Source organism: Methylobacterium sp. OAE515 (assembly GCF_041806315.1).
Classification (GTDB): domain Bacteria; phylum Pseudomonadota; class Alphaproteobacteria; order Rhizobiales; family Beijerinckiaceae; genus Methylobacterium; species Methylobacterium tardum.
In genome coordinates this window covers 894,725-920,105 of the sequence record NZ_JBGMUV010000001.1, presented here as the reverse complement: position 1 = coordinate 920,105, position 25,381 = coordinate 894,725, and the positions used below count along the sequence as shown (strand labels likewise).

Sequence of the window (25,381 nt, the reverse complement as noted above, 5' to 3'; positions counted from 1 at the left end):
TTGTTAGAACAAGGCGTCCACGGCTGACGGAGGTGAGAGAGACCTCCGGTTTAGAGCCTGTCGTCACCTGAGGTGATCGAGGGCTGCGGCGAGGCAGAGGCCTCCGGTGAAGCTGGAGGCGGTTTTCTCATAGCGCGTGGCAACCGCTCGCCACTCCTTGAGCCGTGCCCAGAGCCGCTCGACGACGTTGCGGTTGGTGTAGATCCAGTCCGGGCAGCGCTCGGGAGCCTCGTTACTCTTGGACGGGATAGCAGGTGTTGCCCCGACCTCTCGCAACTGCTGCCGGAAGCGTTGGCTGGAGTAGCCCCGATCCGCCACGACCCATTGGGGAATGCCCGGCAAGCGACCGAGCAAGGGCAGCGCGTGGGGTAGTTCATGGGCCTGCCCCGGTGCGATCCGAAAGGCGATCGCGCGGCCTGCGCCGTCAGCGATCACGCAAGCCTTGGTCCCATAGCCGCCACGTGATCGGCCAACAGCTTCACGATCGTCTCGCTCGGCTGCAGATCCCCCCTTTTGGCGGCTCCAGCCGCCTTCTGATGCGCACGCATATTGGTGCCATCGAGGAACACCATGCCCAGCTGAACGCCGCGCTCCTGCACGAGAGCAAGTAGACGCTCCCACACCCCGCCGCGCGACCACCGGATGAAGATCTGTGCGGCCCGCCACCACGGCCCCAGGTCTTGCGGGATCGCGCGCCACTTGGCGCCGTTCTGATGGCGCCACAGGATCGCCGAAAGCGTGCGCCGCAGGTCTTGCGGCGGTGTCTTCGCCTTCGGCCGACAAGCCTCGACCAGTGGCTCCAGAACAGCCCATTGCGCGTCGCTCAGCATCGTCCCTCCTCAGAGCGGAAACACAAAACGCGTGCTGCGCCAGATGGTTCAGGCGACGACAGACCCTAGTTCAAGGCAGAAAACTCGGGTCGTCTTCCTGGCACGAGCTCACTCTAACGGCGTGTTGGCGAATGGCTGCTTTCGGGGAGCGGTGACGGCCATCTCAACGGCTGCCTTGGGTCGGTAGGAGGCCGTCTGCTTTTCCGGCAGCACCGCTCCGAAGCGGACCGACAGCTTTCGGCCAGACTACGCCACGCCGGATCGCCTGGCCGGGCAGAACCGGACATTCGGCTTGGCGCCCAATGCAGTCGTACTCGCGTGGCCGCGCGACCTTCGAAAGCAGACAAGTATCCCGCCGCCACTCTGGCGGTGACGCGCCCCTCCAAGGAATTCTCGGGCCCTGGGAGACGCCTCCAGAGCGGGCGTGGAGCGTAACAGCTGGCCGCGGTGCTTTGGACATAAACCCGTGGTCGCCACCGTGCAGCAGCCTCGCAATTGGCCGGGTTTAAAGTCTCGGCCAGCTCACCCGTCGGCTAGGCACGCGTCGCTTAAGCTTTAGCCCGGTCGGAAACCAACCGAACACCGGCAGGCCGGCGCGCCGCGAGCACGCCCGCAACCTTGCGTTCGAGTTCGCCGTCTCGGAACGGCTTCAACACGACCGCATCGGATCCACTGGCGCCGGCCTGACGAAGGGCTGCAGTGTCGGCAAAGCCTGTCACGAACACGACCGGCATTGCTGGCCAGCGTTTGCGAAGCTCAGCTGCCGCCTCCGCCCCGTTCATGCCGGGCATCGCGAAGTCCAGGACGACAAGGTCGACGCAAGGATTGCCTTCGAGGCTGGCCAGCGCCTGCAGGCCAGAGGCCGCTTCGCGTACGGCATAGCCGGCCTCACTCAGCCGGGTTGCAGTTACCTCGCGCACCCCTTCATCATCGTCGACCACCAGCAGTACGGGCTTGCTGCCAGGCGGACGAGCCCGCACACAATCGATGGGAGGCGCCGCGATGAGAGTGGCGGCGCTCTCTACCCGCGGCAGGTAGACCTTGAACGAGGTGCCCTCACCCAGGGCGGTATCGACGCGGAGGCCGCCGCCGGACTGCTTCACGAACCCGAAGACCTGGGCGAGCCCGAGGCCGGAGCCCTTGCCTGTCTCTTTGGTGGTGAAGAACGGCTCGAATATGCGCGCCAGCACTTCTGGCGGCATGCCGGTCCCGGTGTCGCTCACCGAGATCATAACGTACTCGCCCGGTTGTGGCTGCTCCGGTCGGGCCGGGATGCCATTTACCGTGACGTTGGCGGTCTCGATGGTCAGCCGCCCGCCGACCGCCATGGCGTCGCGAGCATTGATGGCGAGGTTGAGGATTACGAGCTCAATCTGAGTGGCGTCGACCAGCGCCGGCCATAGCCCGTCCTGCAGCGTCGTCTCGATCTGGATCGCGCCGCCGATGGAGCTCTGCAGCAGGTCACGCATCGATACAACGGTCGTGTTCAGGCTGACCGGAGTGGGTTCAAGGCGCTGCCTCCGCGAGAAGGCGAGAAGTTGCGCGGTCAGGTTGGCGCCGCGCGCGGCCGCGCCCCGCATCATGTCAAGTCGCCGCTTCGACCGCTCGTCCGTGACGGCGCGCTCCAGGAACTCGATGTTGCCGGCGATGACAGTGAGGAGGTTGTTGAAGTCATGCGCCACACCGCTGGTCAACTGCCCGACCGCCTCCAGGCGTTGGGCCAGTCGCAGGGCCTCCTCGACCCGCTCACGCTCGGCAATCTGCTCCTGAAGGGCTGCGTTGGCCTCTGCGAGTTCGCGAGTGCGCTCGGCGATGCGCGCCTCCAGCGTCTCGTTGAGCGCCTGCAGGGCGGCTTCGGCCGCACGCTTGTCCTCCCGCGCCCGGGTTTCCGCCAACGCCCGCACGATGGTGCGGCTCATGCGGTCAAGCCGCTGCTTGGTCACGTAGTCGGTGGCACCGTTCTTCAGGGCCTCAACAGCCACCTCCTCGCCAAGCGTACCCGAGCAGAAGATGAAGGGCGTGTCCGGGCACTGCTGCCGGGCGATGCCGAGCGCGCTGACGCCGTCGAAGGTCGGCAGCACGTAATCCGCCAGGATGAGGTCGTGGCGGCCCGCGACCGCCGCGGCGGCGAACTCGCTACGGGTCATGACCCGCTCAACCGTCACCGGGTGACCGAGGGTCTCCAACTCGGCCTCAATGAGTTCCGCGTCGAGGTCGCTGTCCTCCAGGTGGAGGATGCGCAGGGGGCCGGTCCCGGCTCCGATCACCCGTTCGATGGCCAGCCTCCCCGGTGCGGTGGCGGTTCATTAAGGAGCGCCCAGAACACGCCGATATCCTTGATCGCCGCGAAGAATTCGTCAAACGCGACCGGCTTCACCACGAAGGCGTTGACCCCGAGATTGTAGGAGCGGACGACGTCAGTCTCCTCGCGGGACGACGTCAGCATGACCACCGGGATGCCGCGGGTGTCGGGGTCTCCCTTGATCTTGGCGAGCACCTCCAGGCCATCGACCTTGGGCAGCTTCAGGTCGAGCAGCACCACCGCCGGGTCCTGGGCCTGGCGCTTCTCGTGCGCCCCGCGCCGGTAAAGGAAGTCGAGCGCCTCGGCCCCGTCGCGGCAGATGACGATCTCGTTGGCGAGCTGGCTCGATTCGAGGGCCGCCAGGGTCAGCTCGATGTCATTCGGGTTGTCCTCCACCAGCAGGATCGGTTTCAGTCCGGCCATCTCAGCGCGCCTCCTCCCGGATGGGTAGGGTGAAGTAGAAGGTGGCGCCTTTACCTAAGTCGCCCTCGGCCCAGGTTCGGCCGCCATGACGCTCGACGATGCGGCGGACGTTGGCCAGCCCGATACCGGTGCCCTCGAACTCCTCGACCCGGTGCAGGCGCTGGAACACACCGAACAGCTTGCCGACATAGGCCATGTCGAAGCCGACGCCGTTGTCGCGCACGAAGAACACCGCCTCGCCGTCCTGCGGTGGCAGACGCCCGATCTCGATGACCGCCTCCGGCCTGTCGCGGCTGTACTTCACCGCGTTCGAGAGCAGGTTCTCGATGACGAGGCGCAACATGACCGGGTCGGCGTGCACCCGGCCGAGGGGTCCGACCTCCCACCGCACGGTCCGGTCGGGGGTGACATCGCGCTCGACCTTGCGCCGAACCTCCTCGACCAAGGCGTTCAGGTCGCCGGACACCTTGTTCAACGCATGCCGGCCCATCTGCGAGAAGGTCAGGAGGTTGTCGACGAGGGTGCCGGCCGAGAGCGCCGCCTCGATGATGGTCTCGACGTAGTGCCGGCCTTTCTCGGAGAGGTTCGGCGCCTCGCGGGTCTTCAGCAGGTTGGAGTAACCCACGATGTGCCGGAACGGCGCGCGCAGGTCGTGGCTGACCGAGTAGGAGAAGGCCTCCAGCTCCTTGTTCGAGCGCTGGAGCTCCTCGCTCATCGCGGCGAGCTCCTCCGCCCGGCGCAGCACGATGCCGAGCACCGAGGCGCGCAGGTCCTTGGCCGCCTCAACCTCCGGGACGGACCACGGCAGGGAGCGGCCCTTCACGGTCTCCTTCCAGGTCTCGAAGGACTTGCGGGGGTGCAGCCGGTCGGGTCCGCCACCGGGATCCGGCCGCGCGGCCTTCACCGGATTGCCGCCCCACTTCACGGTGCGCACCACCTCCGGCCTGAACCAGAGGACGTAACTGGCGTACTTCTTCGAGACGGAGATCGCCAGGACACCGCTGGCGCGGTCCGCGACTGCCGCGGCCTGCGGGAAGCCTTCCGCCAGCGCGTCGGTCACGAAGACGTCGTCGGCGTCACCGCGGGCTGACAGCCAGTCGTACAGCGCACGGACCTCGCCCTCCGGGGGCGTCGACCCGAGCAGCCGGCAGCGATCGGCCGTCACGACGGCTGCGCCCGAGGCGTTCACCAGAGCCAGGACGTCGTCGGGATGGTTGAGGAGGCCGTCGACGAAGCTCTCCTCCTCAGCCATGTAGCCGAGCAGCCTCACCTGCACGGCACCGAGCGCCAGCCGTTGCTCGGCCTGCTCGCCGCGAACCTTGGCGGAGAGTTGCAGCGCGAAGATCTGGGTGAGGACGTCGCAGGCATTGCGGGCCTGGAGCGGCACCCGCTTGGGATCCCGGTTGTGGCAGGAGACGAGTCCCCAGAGCGCACCGTCGACCAGGATCGAGACCGACATGGACGCCATCGTGCCCATGTTGCGCATATACTCGACGTGGACCGGCGAGACCGAGCGCAGCACCGACTGGCTGAGGTCGAGGGGCTCGCCCTCCGGTGTCGTCGTCGGCCGTACCGGCACCGGGACGTAGTTGGCGTCGGGAATGATGCGCAGGCGGTTGCGGCGGTAGAGCTCGCGCGCTTGCGCCGGGATGTCGGAGGCCGGGAAGCGCAGGTCGAGATAGCTCGGCAGGACGCCGTTGCTGTCCTCGGCCAGCACCGTGCCGTGCCAGTCTCGGTCGAACCGATAGACCAGGGCTCGGTCGAAGCCAGTCACGTGGCGAATGTCTTGTGCCAAGAGTTGGCAGAGGTCCTCGACGGAGCGAGCAGCGTGAAGGCGCTCGACGAAGGCGCGCAGACGCGGCGTGAGCGCATCGAGACCGGCGTCTCCGGAGGAGTCAGCCGTCTCTTCCAGCTCCAGCACGACGAGGTCGTCGACCCGGTGCGCGGCGACCTCGTAAGCTTGGCGCGTACTCCCGGATCCGAGCGTGACCGTGCGCAGGTATGTTGCACCGTCCTGCTGCCTGTGGCCGTCGAGGTAGTGCCGGACGATGGCGTCGAGCTCGGGAAAGGCGCTGGAGAGCGTGGCGCCGACTTGGGCAGCTGCCGGGGCGTTGGCACTGGCCTGGACGATGCGCAGCACAGGCAGGTCGAGGGCGAGCAGGAAGCCGTGCGGCTGGACACTGCCCACGATATGGATCGGCTCGCGGTCGCAGGCCGTCAGGTCGACGTCATTCTGGGCCGCATCGCTGCGCTGGTACAAGCCTGGATCCCGTAAAAGCGTGGGCCGTCGGCGGCCCCGACCGTCCTGTTACCAGCCCGACGCGGATGCCGATATGGGTCGAAAGCGCCGGTGCCGCAGGCTGCTGGGCTAATCGTGCCGAAACGCCCGTCTGACGGTCATCAGGTCGAGAAGCGAGCCAGAGGACGAGTTGCCGGCTGGCCAGCGCCCCCTCCCAGTGGAACGTCGATAGTGCAGCTCGCACCGGCTGGTTTGTAGGTGAGGCGGACTTCTGCTCCAAGCTCGCCGGCAAGGCTGCGCTCGATGAGGCGAGATCCAAAGCCTCTTCGCCTCGGAGGCACGACCGTCGGACCGCCGGTCTCGCGCCATTCCAAACTAAGGTGCGGGCCGCCGTTTGGCTCCTCAACTTTCCAGACGATCTCGACCCAGCCCGTCTCGTTCGAGAGCGCCCCGTACTTCACCGCGTTGGTTGCGAGTTCGTGAAGCGCCAGCGTCAATGCCAGCGCGATCCTGGGCTCCAGCCGAACCGGCGGACCTTGTGTCTTGAAGCGCGTCGGTCCTGAGGATTGGTGCAGGTCGACCGCGGAGCCGACGATGTCCCACAGGTCAGCACCCTCCCAAGTCTCGCGCGTGAGAATGTCGTGCGCCCGCGCGAGGGTTAGCAGGCGCGGCTCTAAAGCTTGGCGTACGTCCTCAGGCGTGGCGGCATTCCGCACGCTCTGCGCTGCTATAGCTTGCACCGTGGCCAGCGTGTTCTTCACGCGGTGGTTCAGCTCATTGACCAGAAGGCGCTGGTGCTCCTCGGCGCGGCGGCGCTCCGTGATGTCGTGAGCAACTTGGACACTACCGATGACCTCGCTGTCGGCGAGAATAGGCGCCGCCGAGCACAGGACCTCGACCGGGCTGCCGTCCTTACGGAAGAACGTTGTCTCGTGTCCTTCAAGGACAGATCCAGAGGCGTGCGCCTGAGACAGCGGGCACTCGCAAGCGGGGTACGGCCTTCCATCCACGTGGTGGTGATGCGCAACGTCGTGCAGGATTCGACCGATCAGCTCGCTTGGTTCCCAGCCGAGCAGGCGCGAGGCGGCCGGGTTGGCGACGGTGACGCGCCCCTTAGCGTCGAGCAGGAACAGCGCGTCGGGCGCGTGCTCTGTGATGGCGCGGTTGAGCGCTTCGCTCCGCTGCAGAGCCTCCTGTCGTAGGCGCTCTTGCTCAACGTCCTCGATCAGCGTCACGGCGGCGATGATCTCGCCCGCGTCGTTCCGAACCGGAGCGCTGTTGAACGACAACCGCCGACATGGTCCGGTTCCGTCGCGGCCACCGTGACAGTACACGACCTCTTCATCGACGACGGTCTCGCCGCGCAGCAGCGCGCGCACGCTGGGGTATTCATCGACGGAATATGGCCGGCCGTCCGGGTGGCGAGCACCGTATGCAAGGTAGCGCTCGACGCTGTGGCCCATTTCGGTATGGCCGGTGATCTCGACGGCCTTGTCGTTCAGAATGAGTGAGCGTCCGCTCGGAGCCTCCGAGATGGAGATGCCAACCGGCGCCTGCCGGATGATGGCGGAGAGCACCTCGCGCTCGCGGGCCAGCTGAGCTTCGCTGGCCACCAATTCCTGCTCGGCGAGTTTGCGGTCATGGACGTCTTCAACGACGCCATACCAGCGGATGATCATCCCCGCATCGTTCCGGCGCGGGTAGGCGCGGGCGCGCATCCACCGATACACACCGGCGGCCGCGACGTAGATGCGGTAGTCGACATCCACCGGCTCGCCTGAGATCAAGCTGGCGGAGAAGACAGCGAGCGTTGGATCAAGATCGTCTGGGTGCAGGACCTTGAGCCAGCCCGTGCCGTCCGGCTCGCCTGGAACCTGACCCGTCAGGTCGAGCCAGCGCTGCGAGTAGGAAGTTATGTTACCTTGCGGGTCACAGGTCCAGGGCACCTGCGGATTGAGCTCGACTGTGTGTCGAAGGTGGTCCTCGCTTTCGCGCAGACGCTCCTCTGAACGCTTCCACTCAGTCTGATCGCGAAGAATTTTAACGAACCCGCCAGGCGCAGCCCGGATTCGAATGAGCTCTCCCGTGGCCCAGAACCGGGAGCCGTCTTTGCGCAGATGCCAGCGTTCGTCGCGGGCTCGCCCCCTGGCGCGGGCGTTCTGCTCCTCCGCGTCGGGCGCACCGGCCTCGCGGTCCTCCGGCGTGAAGATGAGGTCGGCAGACCGGCCGAGGATCTCGTCTTCCGTCCAGCCCATCAGGGTTTCGGCACCGGAGCTCCAGCCGGTGACTCGGCGATCCTGGTCCATGCCGATGAAGGCATAGTCGGTGGTGCTCTCCAAAACCGCGTGCAGGTGCGCGGCATGGAACCCGCGTCCATGCGACCGTTCATTCTTAGCCTGCGTCGAAGCCGACCCGCTCACCGATGTCCCGCCTCGCGATAGAGGCGCGCCTTGACTGCGGCCACGACGGCACGCCTGTCCGTGAGCTCTTCGTCGGCGATGCCGGAGATGCCTGCATCTCGCAACGCCCGCAGCAGAAGCGTACGGACGGTGATGCCCTCTTTCCTAGCCGCTTGGCGAATCGCTTCTCGAACGGGAGCAGGAAGCGTCACGCAGAGCTGCACGTCAGAGCGCGTCGCACTGAGCGGGTCAGTCATCATGGAACCTTATGCAAGAGCGCTTTTCTATATGAGCGAAGCCTAGGTGTTACAAGCTTAGTATTAGCTAAGGCTTCGCTTGGCTTTTTGAGCGGTCTAGGACTCTCGGCGCCCGTGTGCTGGTTTTGGCGGTGCGAGGGCGCCGATAGTGTTCCAGTTGCCTAGCCGGATGCTGGCTACCCACCCCAAACCGAAGTTATTGAATGGCCACCGAATGACTGCTCTCGGGAAGCGCCGAAGGCTGTCGGAACGGCTGGCATGGGTCGATAGGTGGCCGTCCGCTTTTCCAGCAGACCATCTCAGAAGCAGCCATTCCGCTTTCGGCCACTACCGGCAACGCTCGCTGGCGCCACTGAACGCCTAGGTGGGGTGGAAAGGGGAAGGTCGGCTTGGAGGCTCGCCTTGGCTTAAACCGACATGATCCTCGAAGCATCGCGCTCACCGCGGCGGCTCATAGTCTGGACGGCTTTGATGCCGCGCTGCGATGTGGTCGAGGAGAATGTGCGGGACGGTCAGGGCCGACAACATTTGGAGCGTCACGGTCAGAAGATTGGCCGACACATCAGATGAGCCAGAGGCATAGAGCGGCCAGAGGCCAGCGCCCAGTAGGAGGGTCAGGGCGAAGATCGGCAGCGACGTGCGGACGGCCCGCTGTATCGTATCAACGCCAGGAGCCTTGATCGGGTCTCGCACCAGAGCGAGCATGTGCCTGGGCGCATGAAGGCCGACGAAGTACAGGGTGAATGCCGTTAGGGGTGGTAGCGCCAGGAAGGTCGCAGCCAAGCCAATGATCTCACCGAGCACGTTCCACCGTGCTTGGCGCGTCAGAAGCCAAGCCACTGTCAAGGCAAGCCAGAGCCACGCTGCGGCTGACCACCAAGTGGGGAGCTGCGGCATCGGCATACGCGCAACGACCGAGAAGATCTGCGCCGTTTCCTCCGGGCGTAGCAGCGCTGGCAGTGCGATCGGTAGGCCCCCGCGCACGAGCGCCTCGATCGGTCTGCCCGGGCCCGCGTCCTCCTCGCCGAAATGCAGAACCGATACAGCCAGGAACCCCGCCAGGGTTGCAAGAGGCAGGACCTGCCAAGCCGAGAGAACTAGCGCGGAGAGACCGAGATACGGGATGGCAAAGACCCCGAACCATGCACGCCCGTATCGGGGGCGCAGCAGCGGCGCCGCCACCGCGCCGTCCAGGGCACCGTGGGGAACCCCAAGAACGATCACCGCGGTTAGGGCCACGAGCCAAGAGACTTCACGCGGCAGAAAGGCAGAGGCGACCAGCCCGAGCACAGCCAGCACGCTGGCGCCTTGCAGCAGCCGAGGCCACAGTGAAGGCATGCGGTGGCGGCTCGCGCCGGCGGCATCCCCGAGGAGGGAGAAAGACGACGGAGCCGCCATCCGCTTCAGGCCGCCCGGCGCAGCGGCGTGGTAGCGACAGATCCATCCTTCAGGTCGCGATCGACGGCGCGCGTCGTCTCCAGGGTCGCCATGATCCCGTAGACGACCTTGGCGGTCAGATCGAGGATGGCGATCACCGCCAGGGCCGCAGTCGGCGATAGGATGCCGAGGCCGTCCTGACCGACAAGCAGGACGATCGGGTAGGCCGACCACACTCCCGTGAGGAACACGGCATTACGCACGAAGGCTTTGCGCACATCGGCGCGCTCAGAGGCGTTCTCCTCACGCAATTGCACGAAGATCCCGTAGAACACGGCGAGAAACGCGCCGCAGGAGATGGCGAACCACGTCCACTTGACCGCGGCGACGTCGGACAGGCCAAAGGCCAGGGCCGTCACGATCATGATCAGGTCAGAGCCGATCAGCCCCCAGACAACTGCCGGCCGGCGCATGCCAGAGTGCATCGCCGTGCGCGAGAGCCCGACGAGCAGCAGAGGCGTGGTGAACGTCCAGTCGATGTAGCGCGCGAAGTAGAACTGGCGCGCAGCCTCTGCCGCGTCGGGACCGGCGGGGAGGACGAGACTTCCCTGTCCCGTGGCCATAGCGAAGTAGGAGCAGGCTGCGATGATCGGCACGATCCCGTGGATGATCCCATCGGCCTCTTCGGCGGGTGTCCGCCGCTTTGCCATGAATAGGATCGCGGCAGCTCCTGCCGCCATGCCTGCGAAGCCGAGCCACAGCCAGAATTGAGGCGTCATCGATGTCTCATTGGGATAGGGATGAAAGAGCCGCGCACGAACGTGGCGGCACCCTGCCCAAGAGGCTTGGAACGAGATCGTTGCGTAGGATGATTGTCGCAGTTGCGCCAAATCTGAGCCGCAGCCTTTGCCAAAGGCTTGGCAGCGTGTTTTCCGCTTAGGGAAGTCGCGGGTTCGTGATCCGACGACTTACAGCCGGGGCGCATCGGACGTCCGCTTCAGGGTGGGCGAATGGGCTCCAAGTACGGCCGCTATGGGTCGATGGGAGGCCGTCCGCTTTTCCCGCGGACAATCTCCGAAGCGGACAGGCCGCTTACGGCCAACTTCGGTCGGTCAGCTTCAAATCCGACCACCCGACAGCGGACTTTCTGAAGCCGGCTTTGGGTTGTGAGCTCGCGCCGTTAGGGCAGCTCCGGGTCAAAGGTTTGCGCGCCGTTAGATGGCGAAATGAAAACTCGATTTTGGGAGCTTCGCACACGCGTGCGAACCTCGCAGCTCACCGGTCCGGCGGAAATACCCTCCTGAAAACGGGATCGACCTCTTTCCAAGACCGTCCGGCCATACGGCCTCGGATCACAGCTGTCGAAAGACGTCTGACCCCCTACCAGAGGCTAGGCCCTCTGGCCCGATTTGGCCGGTTCACCCACGTCCGGGGACTTACAGCTTGAGGGCATGAGCCGCCCCGGGCACGCTCGCGATACAGCCGTCTGACAGCGCCACCACATACCGTTTGATCGCCATGTAGCGCGGAAATGGCCGTCCGAATACCGTCCGAGTCGGGCTTAGGCGTCTGTCCAGAGACTGCTCTGCAAAGGACAAAGCGTGCCGGCGGAGCTTGCAATCGGCCGCTTAGAAGGCGGCTGCTCTATCCAGCTGAGCTACGGAGTCAGGAGGCCCCAGAAGCCACGGGCTCGCCCGAGGGTCAAGCACTCGCTCGGGCGCACGCACCGGCCGGCGGACGGATCGGCGGCCGGCACGGATCCCGCCTGCGCGCGGCGGGGGCCTTGCGAAACGGGACGGATCCGGACAGGTCCGGATGCGGTTCATGCCGGGGCGCCGCGCCCGTGTCCGGAGACCGAGCTTGACCGCGCCGAGTCCCACAGAACCACCGTCCGCGCGCGCCCGGAGCCGCCGACGCGACGCGGGCCGGGGCAGCCTGAACCGGCCCGGCGCGGATCTGCGGCGCCTGCCGACCGGCCTCGACCTCCGGGGCCTGCGGCTCGTGGAGGGCGTGCGCGCCGCCTTCGCGTTCGGCGTCGTCATCCTGCTCAATATCTGGGTGCAGTGGCCGCCGCTGCTGACCATGGCACTCGCCGCCAACCTCGCCTGCTTCTGCGACAATGGCGGGCCGATGCGGGCGCGCCTGCGCGTGCTCACCGCCTTCTCGCTGCTCGGCGGCCTGCTCTGGGCCGCGCTCGGCCTGCTCAAGCCCCTGGGCCTGCCCGTGGTCGTGCCGGTCGCCTGCGCGCTGATCTTCGCCTGCGCGTACGCGCGGGTCTGGAGCGTGCAGGCGCAGTCGGCCGGCAACGTCCTCGTGGTGGTGCTGTGCATCGCCCTCGACCGGCCGCTCAACCCCGAACAGGCCGGCATCACCGTGCTGATGTTCGCCGCCGGCGGTCTCTGGGCGACCTTCCTGGCCCTCGTGATCTGGCGCCTGCATCCCTACCGGCCGGCCCACCGGGCGGTGGCGGAGGTCTGGCACGACCTCGCGCGGCTCTGCGGCGATCTCGAGCGGCTCGTCGCCCTGCTGGAGCCCGACAATGCCGCCTTCGACGGCCATGCCCGCGGCCACCGGCGGGGCGTGCGGGCGCGCATCGAGACCGCGCGGACCATGATCCTCGACCTCGCCCGCTCCCGCGAGCGCGTCTCGGACCGCACCGCCCAGGCGCTGCTGCGCCTGGAGAGCGCCGAGCAGATCTTTTCCGCCTTGATCGCCGTCGGTGAGCTGATCGACAGCCGGCCCGACCCGCGCCGCCGTGCTCTGGCAAAAACTTTCCTGCGCCGCCTGCGCCCCCTGCTGGTGACCATCGCCCGGGCGATCCGTGACGATGTCGACCTCGATCTCGCTCGCCTGGAGCACTCGATCACCCGGGTGGCCGAGGGGCTCTCGGCCGACCCGATCCTGGCGGGGCTCGCCGACCGGATCGTCGGGCGCGTGCGCATCGGCGCCAAGCTCTCGGCGCCGGAGGGTTACCGGCCCGGCGGCACCCTCACCGAGGGCGGCCGGCTCGACCGATGGACCCGCTATGTCGGGCCGCTGCAGCAGAACTTCACCCTGGCCTCGCCGAACCTGCGCCATGCCCTGCGGGCGAGCGCGGTCGCGGCCCCGGCGCTCGCCGCCACCCTGAGCTACGCGGGCGCCTTCACGCACTGGCTGGTGATGACCGTGGTGCTGACCATGCAGCCCTTCTACGCGGCGACGTGGCAGCGGGCCCTGGAGCGGATCGGCGGCACGGTGCTGGGCGGGCTCGCGGGCGCGGTCCTCGCCTATTACGCCACGACCCCGCTGATGGAGGCCGGCCTGATCCTCGTGCTCAGCGTGGTCGGCTTCGCGGCACGCCAGATCTCGTACGGCTTCTTCGTCACCTGCCTGACCCCGCTCGTGGTCCTGCTGGTCGAGCTGCTGGAGCCGGGCCACAGCTCCTGGGAGATCGTCGCCATGCGGGCGGGCTTCACGGTGCTCGGCGGGCTGATCGCGGTGGCGAGCTGCCTGGTGCTCTGGCCGATCTGGGAGCCCGACCAGGTCCGCCAGGAATTGCGCCGGGCGCTGAAGGCCCATGCGGATTTCGCCGAGGCCGTGCTGCGCGCCGCCCCCGGGCCGGAGCGGGAGGCCGCGCTCCTGGCCAGCACCCGCGCGGCCGGCCTCGCCCTCAACGATCTGGAGGCGGCGCTGTCGCGCGCCCTGCAGCAGCCCCGGGCCGGCCACCACCCGGAGGTGGAATCCGCCCTGGTGGCCGACGCGACCCTGCGCCGGATCAGCGCCCGGCTGACGGTGCTGCGGCACGCCCCCGAGGCCGCGGACCCGAGGACCGGGATCTGGCGGGACTGGATCACCACGACGCTGGCGGCACTCGGCGCCGATCTGCCGCTTCCGGAGCGGCCCGACCTGAACCAGGGCCAGTCCCTCACCCGGCTGGTGAGCCAGGTCGATCTCCTGGCCGGGACGCTGCGTCCCGGACAGATCCGCGCGGCGGCCGTGGCCGGGATGGCCACGCCGTCCGGGCCGCCGACCGTGTCGGTGACCCGGTAGGCTGGCGCGGCGGGACCCCGGACGATCCGGGGATCCGCGGCGTCAGTAGCGCGGCAGGGCGTTGGCCGGGCCGCCGGCATGCGGGCCGGCGTAGCGGTAGGCGAGCGGCCGGCCGTAATCGGCGGGGGCCTGCGTCACCACCGGAGCGTTGCCGATCCAGCCCGAATAGGCGGAGGCCGGGTAGGGCGAGTGCTTCGAGTCCAGGCCCTGCGCGAGGGCCGGCGTGGCGGCCGCGGCGACCAGGGCGGCGGCAGCGAGCATGCGGATCGTCATGATGATCTCTTGGTGTTTCGTATGACTTCAACGGGAAGTCATCCGGTCAACCGTGTCGGGTGAGGAAGATCGTCGGTGCGGCGGTCTTGATCACTCGGGCTTTGCTTGGCCGAATGTGACCTCTCAACGGGGATGTACTGCTTCGGGTTCGCCCGACGCCGTGCGCTGGCGCACGGGGGATGCGCCGCGCGCGGAAGCGTGCCAGAGACCGCGGCCTGACAGGGATGCAACCACCATGCGGCTGATCGTCGGCCTTGGAAACCCGGGCGCGCGCTACGCGGGCAACCGGCACAATATCGGCTTCCTCGCCGTCGACGCCATCGCCCGGCAGCACCGGGCCAGCCCGTTCCGGCACCGCTTCCAGGGCGAGGCCGCCGAGGTGGTGCTGGGCACGGAGCGGGCGATCCTCCTGAAGCCTACGACCTTCATGAACGAGTCGGGCCGCTCGGTCTCGGAGGCGCAGCGCTTCTACAAGATCCCGCTCGGCGACGTGATCGTGCTCCACGACGAGCTCGACCTCGCCCCGGCCAAGCTGCGGGTGAAGGTCGGCGGCGGCAATGCCGGCCATAACGGCCTGCGCTCGATCACCGCGCAATGCGGCAACGATTATCGCCGGGTCCGGCTCGGCATCGGCCATCCCGGCGACAAGGCGCTGGTGCATTCTTACGTGCTCAACGATTTCGGCAAGGCCGAGCAGCCCTGGGTCGAGGATCTCTGCCGGGCGGTGGCCGACCACGCCGCGCTGCTCGCCGCCGGTGAGGATGCGAGCTTCCAGAACAAGGTCCACCTCGCCATGGCCGGCCGCGGCTGGGATGACGTGAAGACGCTCGGCGCGAAAAATTGACACGAAAACACGGGGGCACGATATGGATCGGCCGTGGAGGCTGCCATGAAGAACGTCACCGTGACGATGAGCGAGGCCCTGCTGCAGCGGGCGCGCGTCGCCGCCGCGCGCGACGGCAAGAGCCTGTCGCGCTTCGTGGCCGAGGCCGTCGAGCAGCGGGTCGGCCGGCCCCTAACGCAGCGGGAGGCGCTCGAGCGCTTCCTGGCCGGTCCTCTCATGAATCTGACGGACGACAACGGCAAAGCACCGTCGCGCGATGAACTTTACGATTGAGCCGATCTTCATCGATACGAATGTGCTGGTTTACGCACGCGACAACCGGAACGCCGACAAGCGTGAGCGGGCACGGGCCTGGCTGGCCGCCATCACCGATGTGGGCGGCGCCCGCACGAATCTTCAGGTTCTCAACGAACTGACGCGCTGGATCCTTAAGAACGAGCCGGGGCGCTCGCTGGGCGACGTTCAGGCCGAGGTCGAGACGATCGGGGCCTGGGGAGTGCGCCCGATCGACCAAGACGACGCGGAACTGGCATGGCTCGTCCGCAAGAATCTCGGCTATCAGTGGTTCGACTGTCTTCTGGTGGCTGCGGCCCAGCTCGCCGGATGCCGCTACTTTCTGACCGAGGATATGGCGCATGGCGCCGTGTTCGACGGCCTTACCCTTATCAACCCTTTCCGCACGTCGCCCGACGATGTGCTGCGACGAACCTGATCACGGAACGGACCTATGGGCTTCAAATGCGGCATCGTCGGCCTGCCGAACGTCGGCAAGTCGACCCTCTTCAACGCGCTGACGCAGACGGCGGCTGCCCAGGCGGCGAACTACCCGTTCTGCACCATCGAGCCGAATGTCGGCGAGGTGGCGGTGCCGGACCCACGCCTGACGGATCTCGCCCGGATCGCATCGTCGAAGGAGATCATCCCGACGCGGCTGACCTTCGTGGACATCGCCGGCCTCGTGCGCGGCGCCTCCAAGGGTGAGGGCCTGGGCAACCAGTTCCTGGCCAATATCCGCGAGGTCGACGCCATCGCCCACGTGGTCCGCTGCTTCACGGACGGCGACGTCACCCACGTGGAGGGCAAGGTCGATCCGGCCGCCGACATCGAGACGATCGAGACCGAGCTGATGCTCGCCGACCTCGACAGCCTGGAGCGCCGCGCCGTCGCCCTGGAGAAGAAGGCCAAGGGCGCCGACAAGGAGGCCAAGGAAACCCTCGACCTCGTCAACCGCGCGCTCCCGCTCCTGCGCGACGGCAAGCCCGCTCGCCTCGTGGAGCGCAAGCCCGACGAGGAGAAGCTGTTCCAGTCGCTCGGCCTGATGACCGCCAAGCCCGTCCTCTACGTCTGCAACGTTGACGAGGGCGACGCCGACAAGGGCAACGCCTACTCAGACGCGGTCGTCGCCCGTGCCAAGGAAGAGGGCGCCGTGGCGGTGGTGGTCTCGGCCAAAATCGAGAGCGAGATCGCCGTGATGCCGGAGGCCGACCAAGCCGAGTTCCTGGAGGCGGTGGGGCTCACCGAGCCGGGCCTCAACCGGGTGATCCGCGCCGGCTACGACCTCCTCGGCCTCGTGACCTACTTCACGGTCGGCCCCAAGGAGGCGCGGGCCTGGACGATCACCAAGGGCACCCGCGCCCCCGGGGCGGCCGGGGTGATCCACTCGGATTTCGAGAAGGGCTTCATCCGCGCCGAGACCATCGCGTTCAAGGATTACACGGCGCTCAACGGCGAGGCCGGGGCCCGGGATGCCGGCAAGCTCCGGCTCGAGGGCAAGGAGTACGTGGTGCAGGACGGCGACGTGCTGCATTTCCGCTTCGCCAACTGAGGTCGGCCCCACCCCGTCATCGCGAGCGCAGCGAAGCGACCCAGGGCAGCGGGACCGCCCGGCAGCGTGGCGCCACTGGATTGCTTCGCTCCGCTCGCAAAGACGGCGTATCCCGATCCCCGCTGATCAACGAGACGAGCCCGCCATGCCGGATCCCGCCCTCGAAGACTTCTCCGTCGGCGACGTGATCGTCGGGGCGCCGCTGACGGTCACCCGCGACGCCATCGTGGGCTTCGCGACGGCGTTCGACTTCCAGCCGTTCCATATCGACGAGACGGCCGCCGAGACGACCTTCGCGGGCCGGCTGATCGGCTCGGGCTGGCACACGGCGGCGCTCGGGATGCGGCTGCTCCAGCAGGGACCGTTCAAGGGCGGCTCGTCGCTCGGCGCCCCGGGCATCGACGAGCTGCGCTGGCTCGCCCCGGTCCTGCCCGGCGACGCCCTGACGCTGACCTTCCGGGTCGTGGGGATGCGCGATTCGGCGACAAAGCCCGGCCTCGGCTTCGTGACCGCCGAGGTCGCCCTCGACAACCAGCGGGCTGAGACGGTGCTCACCCAGCGCTTCACCTTCATGCTGGCCCGCCGCGGCACCGATCCCCTGCCCCCGCGGCCCGTCGCGATCGGGGAGCCCGGCCCGGTCACCGAGCCGGACGATGCCGAGATCCTGCCGTTCCTGCGGGATGCCGAGATCGGCGCCGTGCGCGAGCTGGGCGCCTACGCGTTCACCGCCGAGGCGATCGTGGCCTTCGCGCGGGCCTACGACCCGCAGGCCTTCCACCTCGACCCCGAGGCGGCGAAGCGCAGCCATTTCGGCGGCCTCTGCGCCTCCGGCTGGCACACGGCCGCCGCCTACATGAACCGGATGCTCACGACCCGCGCCCGCGACGCCGGCTACACGGCAACCCGGGGTCCCATCCCGGAGGCGGGCCCCTCCCCCGGGTTCAAGAATCTGCGCTGGCTGAAGCCGGTCTACGCGGGCGACACGGTCCGGTTCAGCGCCAGGCTCACCGACAAGCGCGCCTCGGCCTCGCGGCCGGGCTGGGGGCTGGCGTTTGCCCGCAACACCGGGGTGAACCAGCGCGGCGAGCCGGTCTTCGCCTTCGACAGCGCCGTGTTCCACCGCTGGGAGCCCTGAGCGCACCGGGCCCGGTGCCGCGCGTTGTCGCCAGGGAAACGGACGGGATCAGGCATGTACCAGAAGAAGCTCGGCAACACGGGGCTGTTCGTCTCGGAACTCTGCCTCGGCACCATGACCTTCGGGGGCGGAGCCGGGATGTGGCGCCAGATCGGCGCCCTCGACCAGGCGGAGGCCGGGCGCCTCGTCGGGCGGGCGCTCGAGGCCGGGATCAACTTCATCGACACCGCCGACGTCTATGCCGAAGGGCTCTCGGAGCAGATCACCGGCCAGGCTCTGCGCGACCTCAAGGTCCCGCGCGACAGCGTCGTCGTCGCCACCAAGGGCTACGGGCCGACCGGCCCAGGCGCCAACGCCAAGGGCGCCTCGCGCCTGCACCTGATCGACGCCTGCAAGGCGAGCCTCAAGCGGCTCCAGCTCGACCATATCGACCTCTACCAGATCCATGGCTTCGACCCGGCGACCCCGATCGAGGAGCAGGTGCGGGCGCTCGACATCCTCGTGCAGCACGGCCACGTCCGCTACGTCGGCGTCTCGAACTGGGCGGCGTGGCAGATCGTGAAGGCGCTGGGGATCAGCGCGCGGGCCGGGCTCGCCCGCTTCGAGACCCTGCAGGCCTACTATTCCATCGCGGGCCGTGACCTGGAGCGGGAGATCGTCCCGATGCTGCACTCGGAGGGGCTCGGCCTCCTGGTCTGGAGCCCGCTGGCCGGCGGCCTGCTCAGCGGCAAGTATTCTGGCGGCAAGGATTCCGGCGGCAAGGATTCCGGCGGCAAGGATTCCGGCGGCGCAGGCGAGGGCCGGCGCGCGAGCTTCGATTTCCCGCCGGTCGACCGGCCCCGGGCCGAAGCCTGCATCGACGCGATGCGCAATGTGGCGGAGGCCCGCGGCGTCTCGGTGGCCCAGGTGGCGCTGGCCTGGCTCCTGCACCGCAAGGCGGTGACCAGCGTCATCGTGGGGGCCAAGCGCCTCGACCAGCTGGAGGACAACATCGCGGCGACCGAACTCAGCCTCACCGGCGAGGAACTCGACGCCCTCGACGCGGTGAGCGCGCTGCCGGCCGAGTATCCGGGCTGGATGTTCGAGCGCCAGGGCGTCCGGGCGCAGCAGCTCGCGGAATCGGGCCGGCCCGGCGTGCGCTGAGGCGGCCGGATCGCGCGGGCCCATCCGACCCGCATCCTCATCCTGAGGTGCCGGAGCGTAGCGGAGGCCTCAGGATGAGGGCACGGGTTGGGGTCAGCGGAGTCCAAGGCGATGACGGCTCAGCGGTCGAGGGCCTATGGAACCGCCGGTGTCGACGAGAGCCCTCGTCGCGCCGCGTGACGCCCCTCAGGGCGCCGCCAGATCCGGATCCTGCCCGCTGGCCTCCAGGCCGCGCCGCACCAGCCCGTCGCGCTTCGCCTGCGCGATGAAATCCGCCAGATAGGCCGCCCCCGTCGCGCGTCCCACCGGCAAGCCCATCGCTTGCGGGATCGCCATGAAGTGCCCCGGCAGCAGCCGCACCTCCGGATGCGACGCCGCGTAGGCGGCGAGCGGCTGATCCACGCCGGCCGCGACCTCGAGACCGTCGCGCGCGAACGCCGTCACCGCCTCGGCCGAGGTCGGCGCCCGCACCAGGGTCGCGTGCCTCAGGGCGCGGGTCAGGAACAGGTCGTAGGCGCTGCCGCGGCCCACCGAGACGCGCACGCCGTCGCGGTCGACCTCCTCCGGGCTCCGGATCGCCGAAGCGGCCGGCACGAGGTAGCGGCCGGCGATCCGCACGTAGGGCTCCGTGAAGGCGATGCCCTCGGCCCGCTTCGGATCGATCGCCAGGAAGCAGATGTCCCAGGCGCCCGTTCCCGCCGAGCCCGAGACCGCGCCCGCCCCGGAATAGGTCACGAACGCCACCGGCACGCCGAGCCGGGCGGCGAGCGCCCGGGCGAGATCCACCGAAACCCCCGCGGGCCCGTCCAGGCCCGCCTGCGCGAGGACCGGATTGCCGAGATTGATCGCCGCCCGGAGCGTGCCGGTGGGGGCGAGGTCGTGCAGCACGGCCGCGTCCGGCACCATCTGTCGCGTCTCCGCTTGGGCGAGGGCCGGCTGGGCGAGGGCGGGGAGCAGGAGCAGGCCGAGGGCCGCGCGCCGCCGCATGAGCATCGGTCTCGGCCTCAGGCGCGCCGCGTCTGCCCGGCGGGCACCCGCGCCTCGCCCTGCGCGGACCGCCGTCGCCGCCGGGCCAGCATATTGAGGCCCTCCACGCCCGCCGAGAACGCCATGGCGGTGTAGATGTAGCCCTTCGGCACATGCGCCCCGAACCCTTCGGCGATCAGCGTCATGCCGATCATGATCAGGAAGCCGAGGGCCAGCATCACCACGGTGGGGTTGCGGGCGATGAAGGCCGAGAGCGGCTCGGCGGCGACCAGCATCACCACCACGGCGATCACCACGGCGATCATCATCACCGGCACGTGCTCGGTCATGCCCACCGCGGTGATGATCGAGTCGATCGAGAAGACGAGATCGAGGAGCAGGATCTGGCCGATCGCCGCGCCGAAGCCGAGGCTGCCGCCGGCCGCTCCCGCCGCCTCGGGCTCCGGATCCACCGTGTGGTGGATCTCCTTGGTGGCCTTCCAGAGCAGGAACAGGCCGCCGCCGATCAGGATCAGGTCGCGCCACGAGAAGGCTTGGCCGAACACCGAGAAGACCGGCTCGGTCAGATGGACGATGAACGCCACGGTGCCGAGCAGCCCCAGCCGCAGGACCAGGGCGAGCCCGATCCCGATGCGCCGGGCCCGGGTCTGCTGATCGGCCGGCAGCTTGTTGGTCAGGATCGAGATGAAGATCAGGTTGTCGACCCCGAGCACCACCTCCATCACCACCAGGGTGGCGAGGGCGGCCCAGACGGCGGGCTGGCTGGCGAGCTGGATCAGGTCGGTCACTGGCGGGGGGCCTCGCTGGTCGGGAACAGGCTTTTGCCCAGGGTGGTGAGATCGAAGGGGGTGGGCCCACGCACCGGTTCGGGGGCGAAGACCCGCAGGATCTTCGGGACGACCTTGAAATGGGCGGGCGTGTGCGTGGTCAGCTCGCCGTCGGTGTTCACCGGCCGGGGCTTGCGGGTCGAGAGCCGGATCTCCTGCGCGTGGAAGGCCCGCACGTCGGCCGCGCGCCCATGCGTGCCCCGGCGCAGGGCCGGCAGCAGCGCGAGCAGCCGCCACCAGTGGTTGATCTCCAGGCTGTAGAAATCCAGCTTGCCGTCGTCGACCGCGGCACTCTCCGCCACGGTCATGCCGCCGCCGTAGTGCCGGCCGTTGCCCACCGAGACCTGGATGGTGGTGACCTTCTCGACCACCCCGTCATGCTCGATCGTCACCGTGAAGGGCCGGACCCGGCGCAGCACGCGGATGGCCGCGACCGCGTAGCCCAGCACGCCCCAGGTCTTCTTCGATTCCGCCGTGAGCTCGCCGGCGAGCTCGGCCGAGAAGCCGACGCTGGCCACGTTGAAATAATAGTGGCCGTTGACCCAGCCGAGATCCACCGGGCGTGCCTCGGCGGTCGGGATGAAGCGGGCCGCCGCGAGCGGGTCGAGCGGCAGGTTCAGGGACCGGGCGAGGTCGTTCGCCGTGCCGAGCGGCAGGATCGCGAGCGGCAGGCCGCTCTCCACCAGGGCCGGCGCGGCGTAGTTCATGGTGCCGTCGCCGCCGCCCAGGATCACCATGTCGACCGCGCCGGCCCGGTCACGGATCACGTCGCAGCAATCGGCCTCCGGCGGCGGCTCCTCCGGCTCGATGCCGCCCGCGCGTAGGATCCCCCGGACCTCGTCCAGATCGAGGGCGCCGTTGCGGGCCTTGGCGTTGCAGAGAAGCAGGGCCCGGCGCGGGTTGATGCTCATCGGGCGTTCCCGGGATGCGGGCCTGGGGGCGAAGCGGTCTCGGGACGGTCCAAGGGATCCTCGATGCGCGGCGGAGGCGGGCGGTATGGGAGCCTGGGAACGGCCGAAGGCCAAGACTGTCCCCGACTTGGTACCCAAACGCACGAACGCAACCCCATCATCCCCGCAATCCAGGGCTGGTCGCCGCCGTCCCATACGTCAGGATGGGGGCGCGCCCGAAACGATCGTGGAACCCCTTCGACGGGCGGGCGCATTCTCCCCATTGATCGCTCCGGCCGCCAGGAAGGCACCGATGTCCGCCACCCGTCCCGCTCGACCCCAAACCCTCGTGCTCGGCCTGCTCCTGCCTCTGGCCTTCACGGGCGCCGCGTCGGCTCAGCAGCAGGGGGCGGATGCCCGGTCGGCCTGGGTGGATCCGCCGCCGCGCTCCGCCACGCCGGCCGCGGGGGCCGCGAAGGAGTCCCCTAGGGCGACGGATCAGGCCAGGACCGTGCCGGCGGACAAGCCCACGGAGCAGCAGGCCGCCCAGCAGGCGAAGAGCCGGCCTGCCGGCACGCGCGACGCGGAACCCGTCCGCCAGGCCGCCAGGCCGGAGGCCGCCGAGGACGCCTTGCCGAAGGCCGCCGGAACGCGGGCGCCGAGCCCGAAGCGGGCCGCCGCCCTGGAGCGGCCACCGGCCCGCGAGGCGCTGCGCCGCCCCGCGCATCACCCGCACCGCCTCGCCGCGACGCCGGCGGCCTTCGCCCCGGTCTCCGCACCCGCCTCGGCCGAGCGCGCGGCCGCGGCCCGGGCCCTGACCGCCAGCTACCTCGACACCGTCTCGGCCTCCGGCGACACCATGGTGGGGGCCGCGACCCGGTATTACGCGACGCGCGTGCGCTTCTACGGACGGCCGATCACGACGGCCGGCCTCGTCGCCGAGAAGCGCAGCTTCGTCCAGCGCTGGCCCGAACGGCGCTACGAGCCGCGGGCGATGCACGCCGCCTGCGATGCCGAAACCTGCACGATCCGCGCGCTCGTCGATTTCCGCACGGCCAATCCCGGCCGCGGTGCGGTCTCCAGCGGCGAGGCCGAGCTGGTCCTGGAGGTGGGTTTCGCGGGCACGCGGCCTTACATCCTGGGCGAGACCGGGCGCGTCCTGCGTCGGAGCATCCAGGCCGGCACCCTGGCTCCGTCGCCCGGCAAGGCGTAAGAGCCTCGCGTGGCGGCCTGCGGCGCCGTCGCGGGCGGCGCGTGGTGATGCCGGGATCGGGTGTATGACGTCTTCAACGGTGGTGGCGAAGCAGGAAGCGGAGCCGGCGCGTCCGGCGCTCGACGATCCCGGTCGCACCGCCCTCCGCGCGGCGATCCGGGCCGAGATCGCCCGCGCGCGCCCGCGCCCGGTGGCCGTGCGGACCCTTGAACTCCTGGCGGAAGCCGCGACCGTGACCGACGCGGCCGGAAACGGCCTGCGCGTGCTCGACCGGCACGGCGCCGTGCGCCTGCGCGGCGACACGTCCGAGCCGATGACGCTGGCCGATCTCGTCGCGGAGCTGCAGGAGCGGCATCCGGCCCTGTTCCTGCCGCCCGAGCCCGAGCCTGAGGCGGCCCCGGTCGAGGAATCCCGGGATTCGCCGCTGCTCAGCGGCGCCTACGAGATGAAGGCGGCGACGGCGCGCTTCGTCGAGACCCAGTCGGAGCGCGCCCGCTCGCTGGCCGAGCGCTCCTCCGTGCAGGGCCGGGCGCTGGCCCAGAACGCCGCCGGCCGGTTCGCGACCCTGCGGACAAGCCTGCGCGGCCGGTTGGCCCGTCCCGCCGGCGAGCCCGAGGGGCATGCCGCGGCCGCGGCCCCCGGATCGGACCCGGTGGCGGCCTGGAATGCCGGAGCCGGCCGCTTCGGCGAGACGGTGCGCGACGGCGTCGAGCGGCTGCGCGACCGGCTGCGTTTCGGCCGGGACGATCTGGACGAAGCCGCCCGCCGGCAGCGCCGCTGGCTCGCGGGCGCGAGCGCGGCCGCCCTGGTGGCGGTCGTCGCGGCCGGGCTCGTCCTGGAGAGCCGCCCGCCCGAGACGGCGCGGCCCGCCGCGCCCGAGCCGGCCGCGTCCTCGTCCGCCGCCCCGGCCGGCACGCCGAGCGGCGCATCCCGGGGCGCGCCCGCGGCCGCCCCTGTTCCCGACACGGTGACCCCACCCCCTGAGACCGGCGGCGATCCCGAGCCCGACACGCCGCCGCCCTCGCCCAACGCTGTGACCGGGCCGGTCCAGGTGATCGATACCGCCACCCTCAAGGTCGGCGGCAAGGTCGTCCATCTGTTCGGCGTCGAGTGGGTGCGGGGCGGTCAGGCGGACGAGCTGGCCCGCTACATTGGCGGCCGGACGGTGACCTGCCAGCCCGCGCCGGGCAGCGAGACCATGAACTGCCTCGTGGACGGGCGCGACCTCTCCGAGGTGGTGCTGTTCAACGGCGGCGGCCGCGCCTCCCCGGAGGCGAGCCCGGAGCTGGTCGCGGCCGAGGACCATGCCCGGAGCGAGCGGCTCGGCGTTTGGAAGCGCTAGCCGGATGCCGGTCGAACCGTTCGGCACAACGGCGGACGGCCGATCGGTCAGCCGCCACAGCCTGAGCCGCGGCAGCCTGCGCGTCGACATCATCGAATTCGGCGCCGTCATCACGCGGATCGAGGTGCCGGACCGCGCCGGACATTCGGCCAACGTCGTCCTCGGCCTCGACACCCTGAGGGGATACGAGACCGTGAGCCCGAGCTTCGGCGCGGTGATCGGACGCTACGCCAACCGCATCGCGGGCGGGCGCTTCAGCCTCGACGGGCACACCTATCGGCTACCGGTGAACGAGGGCCCCAACACGCTGCACGGCGGCCCGCGGAACTTCGGCAAGCGCCTGTGGCGGGTCGAGGGCGCCGACGCGACCAGCCTCACCCTGGCCCGCCGCTCTCCGGACGGCGAAGAGGGGTTTCCAGGCAACCTCGACGTCCGGGTGCGCTACAGCCTGCCCGCGGACGGCGTGCTGCGCATGGATTACGCGGCCACGACCGACCGTCCCACGGTCCTGAACCTCACCAACCACAGCTACTTCAACCTCGCGGGTGAGGGAACGGGGAGCGTTCTCGGCCACGTCGTGCAGGTCGACGCCAACGCCTTCGCCCCGACGGACGCGACCCAGATCCCCACCGGCGCGCTCCGGCCGGTCGCCGGCACCCCGTTCGACTTCCGCATGCTGCACCCGCTGGAGGCCCGCATCCGGGCCGGCGACCCGCAGCTCGCCATCGCCAAGGGGTACGACCACACCTTCGTGCTGCGCGGTCCCGCCGGGACGTTGCGGCCGGCGGCCCGATGCACCGATCCAGAGAGCGGGCGCCGCCTCGACGTCTGGACCACGCAACCCGCCCTGCAGCTCTACAGCGGCAACAACCTCGACGGCACGCTGATCGGGCCGTCGGGCCGGATCTACCGCTCCGGCGACGGGGTCTGCTTCGAGACTCAGAGCTTTCCGGACGCCCCGAACCAGCCGGCGTTTCCGTCGGCGGTGCTGCGACCGGGCGAGACCTTCGCGGCGCGCACGGAGTTCCGGTTCTCGGTGGCGTGAG

Annotated in this window: 22 protein-coding genes; 10 read left to right on the top strand and 12 right to left on the bottom strand. The window is 69.3% G+C overall.

Annotation, left to right across the window (positions count from 1 at the left end; genetic code table 11):
- Positions 1-63: 63 nt before the first annotated feature.
- From ABIE45_RS04345 to ABIE45_RS04310, 8 genes are all read right to left on the bottom strand, one after another.
- Positions 64-830, bottom strand: a protein-coding gene (locus ABIE45_RS04345) for an IS5 family transposase (RefSeq protein WP_373622098.1) whose coding sequence is annotated in 2 segments (ribosomal slippage) — positions 64-515 and positions 515-830 — 768 coding nt in all. Because the reading frame shifts where the segments join, the coding sequence is not laid out codon by codon here.
- A gap of 548 nt (positions 831-1,378) precedes the next feature.
- Complete coding sequence (locus ABIE45_RS04340) at positions 1,379-3,097, bottom strand: response regulator (protein ID WP_192710368.1); 1,719 nt, start codon at positions 3,095-3,097, stop codon at positions 1,379-1,381.
- Positions 3,094-3,555, bottom strand: coding sequence for a response regulator (locus ABIE45_RS04335; protein ID WP_192710369.1), 462 nt, complete (start codon positions 3,553-3,555; stop codon positions 3,094-3,096). Before ABIE45_RS04335 ends, ABIE45_RS04340 begins: the two co-directional genes overlap by 4 nt.
- A gap of 1 nt (position 3,556) precedes the next feature.
- On the bottom strand, positions 3,557-5,815 hold the full coding sequence (locus ABIE45_RS04330; protein WP_192710370.1) for an ATP-binding protein: 2,259 nt from the start codon (positions 5,813-5,815) through the stop codon (positions 3,557-3,559).
- A gap of 140 nt (positions 5,816-5,955) precedes the next feature.
- Positions 5,956-8,214, bottom strand: coding sequence for a PAS domain S-box protein (locus ABIE45_RS04325; protein ID WP_192710371.1), 2,259 nt, complete (start codon positions 8,212-8,214; stop codon positions 5,956-5,958).
- Positions 8,211-8,450, bottom strand: coding sequence for a hypothetical protein (locus ABIE45_RS04320; RefSeq protein ID WP_192710372.1), 240 nt, complete (start codon positions 8,448-8,450; stop codon positions 8,211-8,213). Before ABIE45_RS04320 ends, ABIE45_RS04325 begins: the two co-directional genes overlap by 4 nt.
- Positions 8,451-8,888: 438 nt before the next feature.
- Complete coding sequence (locus tag ABIE45_RS04315) at positions 8,889-9,788, bottom strand: Brp/Blh family beta-carotene 15,15'-dioxygenase (protein ID WP_192710373.1); 900 nt, start codon at positions 9,786-9,788, stop codon at positions 8,889-8,891.
- Positions 9,789-9,853: 65 nt separating this feature from the next.
- On the bottom strand, positions 9,854-10,606 hold the full coding sequence (locus tag ABIE45_RS04310) for a bacteriorhodopsin (RefSeq protein ID WP_192710374.1): 753 nt from the start codon (positions 10,604-10,606) through the stop codon (positions 9,854-9,856).
- 1,081 nt (positions 10,607-11,687) lie between these two features.
- Between ABIE45_RS04310 and ABIE45_RS04305 the strand changes: the two genes are divergently transcribed.
- Entirely contained in the window at positions 11,688-13,856 is a 2,169-nt protein-coding gene (locus ABIE45_RS04305; protein ID WP_192710375.1) for an FUSC family protein, read from the top strand.
- A 42-nt stretch (positions 13,857-13,898) separates the two neighbouring features.
- Here ABIE45_RS04305 and ABIE45_RS04300 read toward each other — a convergent pair whose 3' ends face one another.
- Positions 13,899-14,129, bottom strand: coding sequence for a hypothetical protein (locus ABIE45_RS04300; protein WP_192710376.1), 231 nt, complete (start codon positions 14,127-14,129; stop codon positions 13,899-13,901).
- Positions 14,130-14,364: 235 nt separating this feature from the next.
- On the opposite strand from ABIE45_RS04300, the gene pth reads away from it, so the two are divergent.
- From pth to ABIE45_RS04270, 6 genes are all read left to right on the top strand, one after another.
- A complete protein-coding gene (gene pth / locus ABIE45_RS04295; protein WP_192710377.1) occupies positions 14,365-14,973 on the top strand; it encodes an aminoacyl-tRNA hydrolase in 609 nt (202 codons plus the stop codon).
- A gap of 45 nt (positions 14,974-15,018) precedes the next feature.
- A complete protein-coding gene (locus ABIE45_RS04290; protein WP_192710378.1) occupies positions 15,019-15,246 on the top strand; it encodes a hypothetical protein in 228 nt (75 codons plus the stop codon).
- Positions 15,230-15,685: a PIN domain-containing protein gene (locus tag ABIE45_RS04285; protein ID WP_192710379.1), complete on the top strand. Its 456-nt coding sequence runs from the start codon at positions 15,230-15,232 to the stop codon at positions 15,683-15,685. Before ABIE45_RS04290 ends, ABIE45_RS04285 begins: the two co-directional genes overlap by 17 nt.
- A gap of 15 nt (positions 15,686-15,700) precedes the next feature.
- Entirely contained in the window at positions 15,701-16,798 is a 1,098-nt protein-coding gene (ychF, locus tag ABIE45_RS04280) for a redox-regulated ATPase YchF (RefSeq protein WP_192710380.1), read from the top strand.
- A 145-nt stretch (positions 16,799-16,943) separates the two neighbouring features.
- Positions 16,944-17,933 carry a MaoC/PaaZ C-terminal domain-containing protein gene (locus tag ABIE45_RS04275; protein ID WP_192710381.1) on the top strand — a complete coding sequence of 330 codons (990 nt, stop codon included), beginning with the start codon at positions 16,944-16,946 and terminating at the stop codon, positions 17,931-17,933.
- Between the two features lie 54 nt (positions 17,934-17,987).
- A complete protein-coding gene (locus ABIE45_RS04270) occupies positions 17,988-19,076 on the top strand; it encodes an aldo/keto reductase (protein ID WP_192710382.1) in 1,089 nt (362 codons plus the stop codon).
- A 186-nt stretch (positions 19,077-19,262) separates the two neighbouring features.
- Here the strand turns inward: ABIE45_RS04270 and ABIE45_RS04265 are convergent, their stop codons facing one another.
- Genes ABIE45_RS04265 through ABIE45_RS04255 form a run of 3 tightly spaced genes read right to left on the bottom strand, consistent with a single transcriptional unit; the run spans position 19,263 to position 21,801 of the window.
- Complete coding sequence (locus tag ABIE45_RS04265) at positions 19,263-20,063, bottom strand: ABC transporter substrate-binding protein (protein WP_192710383.1); 801 nt, start codon at positions 20,061-20,063, stop codon at positions 19,263-19,265.
- 17 nt (positions 20,064-20,080) lie between these two features.
- On the bottom strand, positions 20,081-20,851 hold the full coding sequence (locus ABIE45_RS04260) for a TerC family protein (RefSeq protein ID WP_192710384.1): 771 nt from the start codon (positions 20,849-20,851) through the stop codon (positions 20,081-20,083).
- A complete protein-coding gene (locus ABIE45_RS04255; RefSeq protein ID WP_192710385.1) occupies positions 20,848-21,801 on the bottom strand; it encodes a lipid kinase in 954 nt (317 codons plus the stop codon). Before ABIE45_RS04255 ends, ABIE45_RS04260 begins: the two co-directional genes overlap by 4 nt.
- A 292-nt stretch (positions 21,802-22,093) precedes the next feature.
- Between ABIE45_RS04255 and ABIE45_RS04250 the strand changes: the two genes are divergently transcribed.
- From ABIE45_RS04250 to ABIE45_RS04240, 3 genes are all read left to right on the top strand, one after another.
- Entirely contained in the window at positions 22,094-22,993 is a 900-nt protein-coding gene (locus tag ABIE45_RS04250; protein ID WP_373622159.1) for a hypothetical protein, read from the top strand.
- Positions 22,994-23,057: 64 nt separating this feature from the next.
- Complete coding sequence (locus ABIE45_RS04245; protein WP_192710386.1) at positions 23,058-24,335, top strand: nuclease; 1,278 nt, start codon at positions 23,058-23,060, stop codon at positions 24,333-24,335.
- Between the two features lie 4 nt (positions 24,336-24,339).
- On the top strand, positions 24,340-25,380 hold the full coding sequence (locus ABIE45_RS04240; RefSeq protein WP_192710387.1) for an aldose epimerase family protein: 1,041 nt from the start codon (positions 24,340-24,342) through the stop codon (positions 25,378-25,380).
- The last annotated feature ends 1 nt before the right edge of the window (position 25,381 follow it).